Here is a 13,346-nt window from a genome sequence, read left to right on the forward strand (position 1 = left end):
GTCGAGGTCAGGGGTGGGGCGGGGGGCGCGTGCAGCGGTACGTGGAAGTGCGAGCGCCAGGGGGCGCCGTCGGGCAGCGCCTCACCGGCCAGGGCTTCTTCGAGGTCGTCGGTGCCGCGCAGACCGGCCGCCGTACGGGTGCGGGTCTGGTGCAGGAAGCGCGGCTCGGCGAAGGCGGCCAACGCCTCGCGTACCTCGGGCAGATGGGGGTGCTCGGCGTGCAGCGCGGCGGAGAGCTGGGCCTTGGGGATGGTGACGCGGGCCTCGGCGAGGGCTCCCAGCGCGGTCGCCGGGTCCTCGAAGGAGGTGGCGAGATGGCAGGTGTCGACGCAGATGCCGATGCGGGCGCTGGCGACGTCGGTGAGCGGTCCGATCGCGTCGGCCGTGGTCTCGACGGTGCAGCCGGGCTCGGGCTCCAGCGCGATCCGGATGGACTTTCCGGTCAGCTCCTCCAGCGCGTCGAGCCGTTCGGCGAGGGTCGTGAGGGCCGCGTGGGCGGTGCGGGCCGAGGCGTCGTCGAACGCGGTGCGCCAGGCGAGCGGCAGCGTCGAGACGGAGCCCTCGGTGACGTCGTCGGGCAGCAGCGAGGCCAGGAGGCGGGCGAGGTCGGTGGTGTGGGCCAGGCGTTCGGGGTCGGCCCAGTCCGGTTTGTAGACGCGGTACTTGACCTCCTCGGCGCCGAAGCCCTCGTACGGGAAGCCGTTGAGGGTGACGACCTCCAGGCCGCGCCGCTCCAACTCGCCCTTCAGACCGCGTAGTTGGACGGGGTCGTTGATCAGGGAGCGGGCGGCTCCCTTGGCCAGCCACAGGCCGATGCCGAGCCGGTCGCGGCCGAGGCGTTTACGGACCGGTTCGCAGTGGTCGCGCAGTTGGGCGAGGACGCCTTCGAGCGTCTCGGCGGGGTGGACGTTGGTGCAGTACGAGAGGTGGACGGTGGAGCCGTCGGGGTGGCGGAAGCGCATGGCTCACTCACCGCCGCGAAGGATGGAGTTCCCCTCGTGCAGGGCTTGTGGCGCGGGGACGTCGAGCTGGAGTCTGCCGCTGAGGCCGTAGAACTCGACGGGGTTGCGCCAGAGCACCTTGTCGACGTCGTCCTCGGAGAAGCCGGCGGCGAGCATGGCGTCGGCGACCTTCCGGGTCTTGAGCGGGTCGCTCTTGCCCCAGTCGGCGGCGGAGTTGACCAGGACGCGGTCGGTGCCGTGGTCGCGCAGCACGGAGACCATCCGGTCCTCGTCCATCTTGGTGTCGGGGTAGATGGAGAAGCCCAGCCAACTTCCCGATTCCGCCGCGTCCTTGACGGTCGTCTCGTTGAGGTGGTCGAGCAGGACGTGCTCCGGGTCGAGGTTCGACTCACGTACGACGTCGATGGTGCGGCGCAGCCCGGTCAGCTTGTCGCGGTGCGGGGTGTGGACCATCGCGGGCAGCGCGTACTCGGCGGCGAGCTGGAGCTGGGCGGCGAGCGCGACGTCCTCGGCGGGCGTCATGGAGTCGTAGCCGATCTCGCCGACGGCGACGACGCCGTCCTTGACGAGATAGCGGGGCAGCTCCTCCAGGACGGGCGTGCAGCGCGGGTCGTTCGCCTCCTTGGGGTTGAGGGCGAGCGTGCAGTGGTGCGCGATGCCGTACTGCGCGGCGCGGAACGGCTCCCAGCCGAGGAGTGCGTCGAAGTAGTCGTAGAAACTCGCGGGTGAGGTGCGGGGCTGGCCGAGCCAGAAGGACGGCTCGACGAGCGCACGGACTCCGGAGGCGTACATGGCCTGGTAGTCGTCCGTGGTGCGGGAGGTCATGTGGATGTGGGGGTCGAAGATACGCATCAGGACTCCTCGCCGGTCATGTTCAGTACTCGGTGCAGGTCTGGGGGGACCGACCGGCCCGCCGCGGTGCGCTCCGACGCGAAGTCGGTGAGCATGCGGGCGAGTTCGGCGTCGCCGTGGGCGCGGTGTTCCGCGCCGGCGACGGCGGCGACGGGCACGCCGGTGAAGAGACACTTCAGTACGGCGTGCCGCCAGGCGTGCGGGTCGAGATGGTCGGCGGCGTACGGGCCGACGGCCGCCTCGACGAGCCTGGTGTCATTGGTGCGCAGGGCGTCCTCGATCAGGGGCAGGGCCTCGGGTCCGGGTACGCGGTGCGGCAGGGCGAGGAGTACGGCGCGGCGCTCGGCGGCGGCGCCCTGGTGGTAGAGGCGGGTGAGGGTGGCGACGTCGGCGGCGGCGTGCTGGAGAAGGAGGGTGCGGACGTCGTCCGCGTTGTCCTGTCCGCAGTGGCGGCCGGCGGCGGCGAACCGCAGCTCCCACTTGGGGACGGCAACGTTGTCCTGTGCCTTCCCCGCCTCCCCCGCTTCGGCCAGTGCCTGGTCCAGCCAGGCGACGGCCTTGGGGTCGAGCCGTGCGTCGAGCGCCTCGCGGTTCATGCCGGTGCTCCCATCGAGCGCAGGAAGTCCAGGGAGGTGCGGGCCATGTCGGGCCCGGCGTGCGAGTGCCTGGGCAACTCCACGACGGTCAGGCCCTGGTAGCCGGTGGCGTCGAGCGCGGCGAGTACGGGCGGGAAGTCGATCTCGCCGTCCCCGAACGGCAGATGCTCGTGCACGCCGCGGCGCATGTCCTCGATCTGTACGTGGCGCAGCCAGGGGCCGGCGTCCCGTACACAGTCGGCGGGCGACGCCGGTTCCAGGCACTGGCAGTGACCGATGTCCAGGGTCAGGCCGAGGGGTTCGGGGTCGCCGAGGAGCGTCCTGAGGTGGTGGAAGCCGGCGATGTCGGCGAGGAGATGGCCGGGTTCGGGCTCGATGGCGACGGGGACACCGGCGGCCTGGGCGGCGTCGAGGACCGGGGTGATCGACTCCTCCAGGCGCTTCCAGGCGGTGTCCGGGTCGGTGCCGTCGGGGGTGATGCCGCTGAAGCAGTGCACGGCGTGCGCGCCGAGGTCGGCGGCGACCCGCACGGCGGTGACGAGCAGCCCGGTGCGGGCGGCGCGGCCCTCGGGGTCGGGGTCGAGCAGGGTGGGCCCGTGCTTGCGGCGCGGGTCGAGCACGTAGCGGGCGCCGGTCTCGACGGTGACGCCGAGTCCGAGTTCGGTGAGCCGGGCGGCCACCTTGCGGGTGCGGGCGGCGAGTTCGGGGGCCATCGGGTCGAGATGCATATGGTCGAGGGTCAGCCCGACCCCGTCGTACCCGAGGTCGGCGAGCAGCCCGAGCGCGTCGTCCAGACGCAGGTCGGTGAGCCCGTTGGTGCCGTATCCGTAGCGGATGGTCATGTCACACTCACCCTCTTCGCGAGCTTCCTGGCCAGCGGTACGAGCCCCATGACGGCGAGCCCGATGCCCGGGGCGCCGCCGCGCGCGGCGAGGGCGGCCTGGAACGGGATCATGGCCCGGATGCCACCGCCGACGGCGCGCTGCGTGAGCTGCGGTGACGGATTGAGCGCGGCGTGCAGGAAGGCGCGCCCGGCGGTGCCGGCGTACACGGCGGCGAGCCCACCGGCGACGACGGCGCCGACGCCGGGGTCCCGGGGCCGCCCGACGACCCCCGCGAGCACCCCGGTGACGGCGAGCGCGGCGACGGGCGCCCCGACGGACCCGCCGTACACCTCCCGGCGGGAGACGGTGGTGACGGCGAGGGTGTGCGCGCCGAGGAGCCCGGCGGCCAGGAGCGCACCACCTGGCACACCGGCCCGGGCCGGCCACGCCGGCAGCCCGGGGGGCCCGGCGCGCCGGGAGGCGAGCGGCTCGGCCGGACCGCCGGCCCAGGCCACCGCGGTACGGCCCCGAGGCACGAGCGCCCACAGGTCCGGCCCGGCGGACGGCACGGGGAAGCGGGCCGCCGACGCGGCGGCCTCCACCACCGGTCGGGGAGCCGACGCGGCGAGCTTGCTCGCCAGTGTCTCCAACGGCGTGGGCGTACGCCCCTGTCCGGCCGCCGGGGCGGAGCCGCCTGCCCACGCCGATGGCAGCAGTTCCGCGAGGCGGGTGCGGGTCGGCGGGGCGGCGCGGCGGGAAGCGGACGGCTCCGTCGGGCCGCCGGCCCAGGACGACAACCGGGCCGGCACTCCCCGAGGTTCGGACGGCGCCGGAGCGTCGCGTGGGACGAGAACCGACGGTGTACGGCTCCGACCGGCGGCGGACCCGGCCGGCGGCGCCGCCCCGGTGCGCCGCGATGTCGAGAGCGTTGCCGTTGCTCCCATCAGGACGTCCAGCGCCCGCGCCGCGCCCATCGCCACCGGGCCCGCCGCGGTGTGCTTCAGACGGAGGTCGTACGCCCAGACCGTCGCCGCCAGGGCCGTGGACAGGGCCAGCGTCGGGCGGCCCGCGCGGGAAGCGAGGAAGAGGCCCGTGGCCGTGAGGGCGCCCGCCGCCGTCAGGGCCGCGTTCGGGGTGACGCGACCCGAGGGGATCGGGCGGTGGGGGCGTTCACGCGCGTCCTCGTCGCGGTCCGCCCAGTCGTTGAGCGCCATGCCCGCCTCGTACAGGCACAGGGACGCGCCGACGGCGAGCGCCGTGCCGCGGTTGGGGCGGACCCCGGCGGAGGCCGCGCCCGCCAGGGCGTCGCCCGGGACGGTGAACAGCGCGGACACCCGCAGGAGTTCGGCCCAGGCGCGCAACCTCACTTGCTCTCCTTCAGGCGCTCGGCGAAGGAGAGGAGCGCGTCGAACTGTTCCGCCAGCGCGGCGGGGCCGCCGTCCGGGTCCTTGAAGTAGAAGCCCAGCTCGGGCAGCGGGCCGGAGAGTCCCGCCTCGTGGGCGCGGGCGACCAGCCGGGCCAGGTCCAGGACGAGCGGCGCCGCGAGCGCCGAGTCGCAGCCCTGCCAGATGGTCTGCAGGATCATGCGGGAGCCGAGGAACCCGTCGAACGCGATGTGGTCCCACGCCGTCTTCCACTCGCCGAGCGCGGGCACGTCGTCGATGTGCACCTCGCCCTCGGGCGCGATCCCGAGCGTGTCGGCGAGGACCCGTTCCTTGCCCGCGTTCTTCGCGGCTGCCGCCGCCGGGTCGGCCAGCGCCGCTCCGTCCCCGCCGCCCAGCAGGTTGGTGCCCGACCAGGCCCGTACGTCGAGGGCGCGTTGGACGAACATCGGGGCGAGTACGGAACGGAGCAGCGTCTGGCCTGTCTTGCCGTCGCGGCCCGCGTGGGGAAGTCCGCTCGCCTCGACGGCGTCCGCGAGGGCCTCGCTGCGCAGGCCGGTCGACGGGGTGAAGTTCACGTAGCCGCAGCCGGCCTTGAGCGCGGCTGCCGCGTAGAGCGAGCTGGCCGGCAGCCGCGGGTCGTCCGCGGCGGGCTCGGGCTCGGTGGACGAGACGTTGACGACGACGGCGCGCGCGACACCGGTGCGCCGTACGAACGCGGTGATGTCGTCGGCGAACGCGGCGATCAGTTCGTCGTCGTCGCGGGTGTCGCCGGGCATCGGCCCGCCGAGGCGGATCTCCGCGTCGGCCGCTTCGAGTTCCGCGGCGATCGTGTTGGGCAGGCCGTGCGGCAGGACACCGGCCGCGGTGAGCGCCTCGGCCCGCTTCGGCAGGGGGCAGCTCGCGGTGTCGTGGCCGCCGAAGACCAGTGTGGACAGGGCCGGCAGGCCCGACCCGGCGAAGGGCGCGGTCTCGGCGACCATGCCGGTCGCGGGGTGGAGCCCGGCGACGACCGCCGCGCATCCCGCTACGGCTGTCGTCGCGACGGAGCCTCGTGCTCCGACGAACCAGACTCCGGTACGTCCTGCAGTCGAATCGTTGGTGGTCACGGGCTGCCTCCCTGCCGGGTGGGTGTGTTGGTTGACGGCGGGCGGGGGGTACGGCGCCTCCCCGCCCGCCGCCGGCTGACGGCCGGCCTCCTGGTGGGTGCCCAGGAGGCCGGGTGGCGCTCCCAGCCGGTGCTAGGAGGCCAGTTCCTTCAGTTGGATGTCGCGGAACGCGACCTGGTCGTCGGCACCGTGGTTCTGAAGGCCGATGTACCCGTCCTTCAGGCTGCGGACCGGATCCGTGTTGGTGAAGTCGTTGATCTTGACTCCGTTGAGGATGACCTGGACGCGCTCACCCTGGACCTTGATCTCGTAACTGTTCCACTGGCCCGGGGGCCGCAGAACCTGGTCCCTGGCCTTGATGTTGGCCGATTTGAACCCGTAGATCGCGCCGGTGGTGCGATCCGCCGCGTCCGTGGCGTCGATCTGGATCTCGTAGCCGTTGTTGACGGCCGACCACGGGTCGTCGGAGGCCGGGAAGCCGATGAAGACACCGGAGTTGTCGTCCCCGTCCATCTTCCAGTCCATCTTCAGCGAGTACGAGCCCAGTTCCTTGGCCTGGTACCAGAGCATGCCCATGCCGCCCTCGGTGTGCAGCTCGCCGCCACCGACGTTGAACTTGCCCGGTCCCGCCTGCTTCCAGCCGTCCAGGGTCTTGCCGTTGAAGATGTCCCGGTAGCCGGTGTTGGGCTTGCAGTTGGCCTTCACCTGGCCGGCCGCGTAGCGCAGACCGCCCAGCAGGTGCTCACGGAAGGCCGGTTCGGCGTACGAGGCCTTGGTGTGGCCGCCGCCGGTGTAGAAGGACCGGCCGCCCTCGTAGGTCTGGCACCAGGCGATCGGGTGGTCGCCCTTCATGGTGCCGCCCTGGTAGGTCGTCTCGTCCAGGGTGGCGAGGACCTTCACGTTCGAGCGCGGGTTGTCGCGGTAGTTGTACCACTCGTCCGTGCGCTGCCACTCGTCGTCCAGGTGACCGGTCGACGGGTGCTCGTGGTCCTCGACCCGTACGGTGGCCTGCTGGATCTGCGGGTGACCGGAGAAGTAGGCACCGACGAGCTTGCCGTAGTAGGGCCAGTCGTACTCGGTGTCCGACGCGGCGTGCACGCCCATGTAGGCGCCGCCGGTGGAGATGTAGTACTCGAAGGCCTTCTGCTGCTCGGGGTTGAGAACGTCACCGGTGGTGGAGAGGAAGACCACCGCGTCGTACCGGGCGAGGTTGTTGGTGGTGAACTGCGCCGCGGTCTCGGTGGCGTCGATGGTGATGTTGCTGCTCTTGCCCAGTTCCTTCAGCGCCGCGATCCCCTCCGGGATGGCGTCGTGGCGGAATCCGGCGGTCTTGGAGAAGACGAGGACCCGCTTCTCCGTCTTGCCGGCGGCCTGCTCGCTGATCTCGAAGTCGTCGAGGTCGTAGAGCGCGCCCTGACCGCCCTTGAAGACGAGGAACAGTTCCGTGGTGGCCTTGGGCACCGAGCGCAGCGGTACGTCGATGTCCTGGAAGGTGTCCCAGCTGCCGGTCACCGGGATCGGCGCGGAGCCGAGGAGCGTGCCGGTGGCGGAGCCCGTACGCACTTCGAGGAATCCGCCCGAACCGCCGGAGGACACCCGGGCGGTGAGGGTCTTGGACCCTGTCAGGTTGTACGGCTTGAAGGAGATCCAGTCGTTGTTGTCGATGTCGCCGACGGTCTTGCCGCCGTTGGCCGACGCCTTGTCGTACGTCTTGATGCCCGACTGGTTGCTGAAGTGCTCGGCCTGCCGGTGGCGGGGCTGGAGCTGCACCTGGTCGTGCGTGGTGAGCGCGGCCTGGCCGCCGCCTCCGCCGTCGGTGTACTCGGCGTCGATGACACCGAAGATGTCGGCGTTGGGGTCGTGCTCGCCGTCCGCCGGGGCGGTGATGGTGCCTTCACAGCCCTTGGCCGAGGTGATCGGGTGGCCGTGGCTGTCGTGGCCGAGGATGTAGTTGACGGTGACCTTGGAGCAGTCGATCGGGCCGTCTTCGGGGTCGGTGACCGTGACCTTGAAGGGCAGCTTGTCGCCGAACTTGAACAGGGCTCCGTCGGCGGGCACGGTGAGCGTCACCTTGGGCGCGGTGTTGCCGACCACGACCCGGACGGAGGAGTTGCCGGTGTTCCCGTCGGGGTCCGTGGCGGTCAGCGTCGCGGTGTAGGTGCCGTTCTTCTTGTACACGTAGCTCGGGTTGGGCTCGGTGGACTTGCCACCGTCGCCGAAGTCCCAGGCGTAGGTGATCTCGTCACCGTCGGGGTCGGCGGTGCCCGCGGAGGAGAAGTTCGCCCGCAGCGGCGCCTTGCCGGACGTCTTGCTGGAGGTGGCCTTGGCCACCGGGGCCCGGCCGTTGGCGATGTTCTCGATCCGGTAGACGGCCGAGTTCTCGTCGCCGCCGAACCAGGCGCGGCCGTAGTCGAGCACGTAGAGCGCGCCGTCGGGGCCGAACTCCATGTCCATCACCTGGGTGCCGGTCCACGGGAAGTCGTGGATGCTGGTGACGGTGCCGTCCGCGTCCTTCTCGATGCGCTTGATCCACTCGCGCCCGAACTCGCCGGCGAAGAAGTCGCCGTCGTACTCCTCGGGGAACTTCGCCGGGGAGTCCAGGTCCGGGTCGAAGTTGTAGACCGGGCCGCCCATCGGGGACTCGGAGCCGTCGCCGAACTCCGGGACGCTGTTCCCGTTGTAGGGGATCCAGGCGGCCTGGGACGGCGGCAGGTCGGTGAGGCCGGTGTTGTGCGGCGAGGTGTTCTTCGGCGCGGCGCAGTCGAAGGCCGGGCCGGAGGTGCCGGTCGCGAAGTCGTAGTCGCGGTAGGCGTCGTTGTCGCCGGTGCAGTACGGCCAGCCGAAGTTGCCGGCCTCCGTCATACGGGCGAACTCGACCTGGCCGGCCGGGCCGCGTGTCTCGGACGCGGCGCCCGCGTCGGGGCCGTACTCACCGACGTAGACGATGCCGGTCTTCTGGTCGACGTTGATCCGGAAAGGGTTGCGGAAACCCATGCCGTAGATCTCGGGGCGCGTCTTGGCCGTGCCGGGGGCGAAGAGGTTGCCCTCGGGGATGGTGTACGAGCCGTCGTCGGCGACCTTGATCCGCAGGACCTTGCCCCGCAGGTCGTTGGTGTTGCCGGAGGTGCGCCGGGCGTCGAAGGCCGGGTTGCGGTTGGGGCGTTCGTCGATCGGCGTGTAGCCGTCGGAGGCGAAGGGGTTGGTGTCGTCACCCGTCGACAGGTAGAGGTTGCCGTCCGCGTCGAAGGCGATGTCGCCGCCGACGTGGCAGCACAGGCCGCGGTTGGTCTCGATGTCGAGGACCTTCTTCTCGCTGGCCTTGTCGAGGGTGCCGTCCTCCTTCAGCGTGAAGCGCGAGAGCCGGTTGTACCCGTCGAAGGGGGCGAAGTCGGCAGCCGTGCCCGTCTCGGGCGCGTCTCCGGCGGGGGTGTCGAGCACCGGGGAGTAGTAGAGGTAGATCGCCCGGTTCTCGGCGAAGTCGGGGTCGATCCCGACGCCTTGAAGGCCTTCCTCGTCGTGGGTGTACACGTCGAGCTTGCCCGCGACCTTGGTGTCGCCTGCGGCGTCGGTGATGCGGAGCGTGCCGTCGCGCGAGGTGTGCAGGACCTGCCGGTCCGGCAGGACGGCGAGCGACATGGGCTCGCCCACCTCGTCGGCGCCCTTGGCGAGGGCGACCTGCTGGAACATGTCGTCCGTCGGGTGCGGATCGTCCGGGTGCGCGGCGGCGGGGACGGCGGAGATGGTGCCGGCTATCAGCGCGCCGGCGACGAGTGCGAGGAGGGATCTGGATCTATGACGTCTTCTGGGCACGAAAGTCCTCCAGGGGTGGGGCTGTTCGTACGTGCGGGTGCCGGGGCACGCCGAAGCGCCACTCCCGACGTGCTGGGATACGTCCTGTTTCAGCAACGTGTCCCCTACATCTCGCTGGACGTTAGCCCGGTTGGTCCGCGCCGGAAAGACCTTGCGCAGCAATTGGGTTCAACTTTTTCCCAGTTGAGGACAAAGGGAGAAATGGCAGACCGGACGGCCCGGCGGTGGTTGCTGGCCACCGCCGGGCTCGTCCTTGTCACCTGACCGTTCCCGCTACGTGGGGCCCTCCTTCAACTCGATGTTCCGGAAGGAGACTTGGTCGTCGGCGCCATGGTTCTGGAGACCGATGTGGCCGTCCTTGAGGCTGCGGACCGGGTCGGTGTTGGTGAAGTCGTTGATCTCCACCCCGTTGAGGAACACCTGGAGACGTTCCCCGTCGACCTTCAGTTCGTAGCTGTTCCACTCGCCCGGCGGCTTGAGCGCCTTGTCCCTGGCCTCGATGTCGGCGGCCTGGAAGCCGTACACCGATCCCGTGGTGCGGTCGTCGGCGTCGGTGGCGTCGATCTGGACCTCGTAGCCGTTGTTCACGGCCGAGTTGACGTCGTCGGAGGCCGGGAAGCCCACGAACACACCCGAGTTGTCGTCGCCCGCCATCTTCCAGTCGAGCTTGAGCGAGTACGAGGACAGTTCCTTCGCCTCGTACCAGAGCAGGCCCATGCCGCCCTCGGAGCGCAGCTCACCGTCGACGACCGCGAACTGGCCCGGTCCGGCCTGCTTCCAGCCGTCCAGCGTCTTGCCGTCGAAGATGGGCGTGTATCCGGGGTCGGGGTCGGGGTCCGGGCCGCCGGCCGGGGTGCAGTCGGCGTCGACCTGCCCGGTGGCGTACTTCAGTCCGCCGAGCAGATGGTCGCGGAACGCCGGTTCGGCGTACGACTCCTTGGTGTGGCCGCCGCCGGTGTAGAAGGACCGGCCGCCCTCGTACGTCTGGCACCAGGCGATCGGGTGGTCGCCGTCCATGTTGCCGCCCTCGTAGCTCGACTCGTCCAGCGAGGCGAGGACGCGGGCCTGGTCACGGGGGTTGGTGCGGTAGTTGTACCACTCGTCCGTACGGTCCCAGGTGTCCTCCAGATGGGCCGTGGCCGGGTGCTCGTGGTCCTCGACCTTCACCGTGGCGGGCTGGATCGCCGGGTGGGAGTCGAAGTACGCGCCCACCAGGCCGCCGTAGAACTCCCACTCGTACTCGGTGTCGGCGGCGGCGTGGATGCCCAGATAGCCGCCTCCGCCGGCCACGTACTCCTCGAACGCCGTCTGCTGCTCGGCGTTCAGGACGTCGCCGGTGGTGGAGAGGAACGCCACCGCGTCGTACTCCGCCAGATTCCCGGCGGTGAACGCGCCCGCGTCCTCCGTGGACTCGACCGTGATGCCGGTGGACTCCCCCAGCTCCTTCAGGGCCGCTGTACCGGCCTCGATGGAGTCGTGCCGGAAGCCCGCGGTCTTGGAGAAGACCAGGACACGCTCGCCCGCCTCGACGGGTGACTCCCCGGTGATCTCGAAGTCGTCCACCTCGAAGAGGTCGCCCTCGCCGCCCTTGAACGTCAGGACGAGGTCGGTCGTCTCCGCCGGTGCGCCGGTCAGTGCCACCTCGACGTCCTCGAACGTCGTCCAGCCGCCGGTGTCGGGCACCTCGGCGGAGCCGAGCACCTTGCCGTCGGCCGCGCCGGACCGTACCTCCAGGGTGCCGCCGGCGCCGTCGGACGAGACCCGTGCGGTGAGCTTGGCGGCTCCCGCCAGCAGATACGGCTCGAAGGAGATCCAGTCGCCGTTCGATATGCCGCCGACGGTCTTGCCGCCCTTGGCGCCGTCGCGGTCGGTCACGGTGGTGCCGGACTGGTCGTTGGCGTGTTCCGCCTGACGGTGCCTCGGCTGGATCTCGGACTGGCCGTGACCGGTGAGCGCGGCCTGGCCGCCGCCCCCGCCGTCGGTGTACTCGGCGTCGATCACTCCGAAGATGTTGGCGTTGGGATCGTGTTCGGCGTCGGCGGGCGCCGTGATGGTGCCCTCGCAGCCGGTCTTCGAGGTGATCGGGTGGCCGTGGCTGTCGTGGCCGAGGATGTAGCGGACGGTGACCTTGGAGCAGTCGATGTCCTCCCCGTCCTCCGGGTCGGTCACGGTGACCTTGAACGGCAGCTCGTCGCCGAAGTTGAACAGCGTGCCCGGTGCGGGCAGCTCCAGCTTCACGACGGGCGCGGTGTTGCCGACGACGACCTGTACGGACGCGGTGCCGGTGAGCCCGCCCGGGTCCTTCGCGGTGACGGTCGCCGAGTAGGTGCCGTTCTCCTCGAAGGTGTGGGTCGGGTTCGGGTCGGTCGACGTCCCGCCGTCGCCGAAGTCCCAGGCGTACGTCAGCTCCTCACCGTCGGCGTCGGTGGTGCCCTCCGACGAGAAGGCCACCTCCAGCGGTCCGGTGCCCGACGTCTTGTCCGCCTTGGCGACGGCGACCGGGGCGTAGCCCTCGGTGGCGTTCTCGATGCGGTAGAGCGCCGAGTTCTCGTCCCCGCCGAAGTAGCCGGTGCCGTAGTCCAGGACGTAGAGCGCGCCGTCGGGGCCGAACTCCTGGTCCATGACCTGGGTGCCGGTCCACGGGAAGTCGTTGATCGAGTTGACCGTGCCGTCGGCGCCCTGGTCGATGCGCTTGATCCACTTGCGGCCGAACTCGCCGGCGAAGAAGTTCCCGTCGTACTCCTCGGGGAACTTGACGGGCGAGTCGAGGTCCGCGTCGTAGTTGTAGACGGGACCGCCCATCGGGGACTCGGAGCCGTCGCCGAACTCCGGGACGCTGTTCCCGTCGTACGGGATCCAGGCGGCCTGGGACGGCGGCAGGTCGGTCAGCCCCGTGTTGTGCGGCGAGTCGTTCTTCGGCGCCGCGCAGTCGAAGGCCGCGCCCGATTCGCCGGTGGCGAAGTCGTAGTCCTTGAAGGGCTCGTTGTCGCCGGTGCAGTACGGCCAGCCGAAGTTGCCCGCCTCGGTGACGCGGGCGAACTCGACCTGTCCGGCCGGTCCGCGGTCCGGGTCGGCCGCGCCCGCGTCGGGACCGTAGTCGCCGACGTAGACGATGCCCGTCTCCTTGTCGACGGAGATCCGGAACGGGTTGCGGAAGCCCATGGCGTAGATCTCGGGCTTCGTCTTCTCGGTGCCCGGGGCGAAGAGATTGCCCTCGGGGACGGTGTACGAGCCGTCGTCCGCGACCTTGATGCGCAGCACCTTGCCGCGCAGGTCGTTGGTGTTGCCGGACGAACGGCGGGCGTCGAAGGCCGGGTTGCGGTCCGGCCGGTCGTCGATCGGCGTGTAGCCGTCCGAGGCGAAGGGGTTGGTGTCGTCGCCGGTCGACAGATACAGGTTGCCGTCCGCGTCGAAGGCGATGTCACCGCCGACATGGCAGCAGGTGCCACGGGAGGCGGGGACGTCGAGGACCTTCTTCTCGCTGGCCTTGTCGAGGGTGCCGTCCTCGTTCAGCGTGAAGCGCGAGAGCCGGTTGACCCCGTCGAAGGGGGCGAAGTCGGCGGCGGTGCCCGTCTCGGGCGCGTCGCCGGCGGGGGTGTCGAGCTTGGGCGCGTAGTAGAGGTAGATCGCCCGGTTCTGGGCGAAGCCGGGGTCGACCCCGACTCCTTGCAGTCCTTCCTCGTCGTGGCTGTAGACATCGAGGGTGCCGGACACCTTGGTGGTGCCGCCCTCGTCGGTGATGCGCAGTGTGCCGTCGCGCGAGGTGTGCAGTACCTGGCGGTCGGGCAGCACCGCCAGGTACTGCACACCT

General features: G+C 70.8%; 8 protein-coding genes. All 8 read right to left on the minus strand.

Annotated features, from left to right (window positions below; translation table 11 throughout):
- Nucleotides 1–962 (minus strand): metabolite traffic protein EboE (gene eboE / locus BHU15_RS21625; RefSeq protein ID WP_069628713.1); only part of this gene is annotated, 962 nt, incomplete at its 3' end.
- Nucleotides 963–965: 3 nt separating this feature from the next.
- Nucleotides 966–1,814 carry a TatD family hydrolase gene (locus tag BHU15_RS21630; protein ID WP_069628714.1) on the minus strand — a complete coding sequence of 283 codons (849 nt, stop codon included), beginning with the start codon at nucleotides 1,812–1,814 and terminating at the stop codon, nucleotides 966–968.
- The gene (locus tag BHU15_RS21635) at nucleotides 1,814–2,410 is read right to left on the minus strand and encodes an EboA domain-containing protein (protein ID WP_069628715.1); all 597 of its coding nucleotides are present in this window, start codon (nucleotides 2,408–2,410) and stop codon (nucleotides 1,814–1,816) included. Before BHU15_RS21635 ends, BHU15_RS21630 begins: the two co-directional genes overlap by 1 nt.
- On the minus strand, nucleotides 2,407–3,252 hold the full coding sequence (locus BHU15_RS21640; RefSeq protein WP_069628716.1) for a sugar phosphate isomerase/epimerase family protein: 846 nt from the start codon (nucleotides 3,250–3,252) through the stop codon (nucleotides 2,407–2,409). The genes BHU15_RS21635 and BHU15_RS21640 overlap by 4 nt, the downstream gene beginning before the upstream one ends.
- Nucleotides 3,249–4,595 (minus strand): UbiA family prenyltransferase, encoded by a 1,347-nt coding sequence (locus tag BHU15_RS21645; protein WP_069628717.1) that lies wholly within the window; start codon nucleotides 4,593–4,595, stop codon nucleotides 3,249–3,251. The genes BHU15_RS21640 and BHU15_RS21645 overlap by 4 nt, the downstream gene beginning before the upstream one ends.
- A gap of 2 nt (nucleotides 4,596–4,597) precedes the next feature.
- Complete coding sequence (locus BHU15_RS21650) at nucleotides 4,598–5,725, minus strand: inositol-3-phosphate synthase (RefSeq protein WP_107422893.1); 1,128 nt, start codon at nucleotides 5,723–5,725, stop codon at nucleotides 4,598–4,600.
- 132 nt (nucleotides 5,726–5,857) lie between these two features.
- Nucleotides 5,858–9,535 carry a ThuA domain-containing protein gene (locus BHU15_RS21655; RefSeq protein WP_069628719.1) on the minus strand — a complete coding sequence of 1,226 codons (3,678 nt, stop codon included), beginning with the start codon at nucleotides 9,533–9,535 and terminating at the stop codon, nucleotides 5,858–5,860.
- 273 nt (nucleotides 9,536–9,808) lie between these two features.
- Nucleotides 9,809–13,346, minus strand: a 3,538-nt coding sequence (locus BHU15_RS21660; RefSeq protein ID WP_069628720.1) for a ThuA domain-containing protein, incomplete at its 5' end; no start/stop codon positions are given.

It is taken from the genome of Streptomyces niveus (genome assembly GCF_001723055.1).
GTDB lineage: Bacteria > Actinomycetota > Actinomycetes > Streptomycetales > Streptomycetaceae > Streptomyces > Streptomyces niveus.

Coding starts and splice junctions, on each gene's coding strand:
- BHU15_RS21630 (WP_069628714.1), bottom strand. CDS start 1,814: ATGCGTATCTTCGACCCCCACATCCACATGACCTCCCGCACCACGGAC.
- BHU15_RS21635 (WP_069628715.1), bottom strand. CDS start 2,410: ATGAACCGCGAGGCGCTCGACGCACGGCTCGACCCCAAGGCCGTCGCC.
- BHU15_RS21640 (WP_069628716.1), bottom strand. CDS start 3,252: ATGACCATCCGCTACGGATACGGCACCAACGGGCTCACCGACCTGCGT.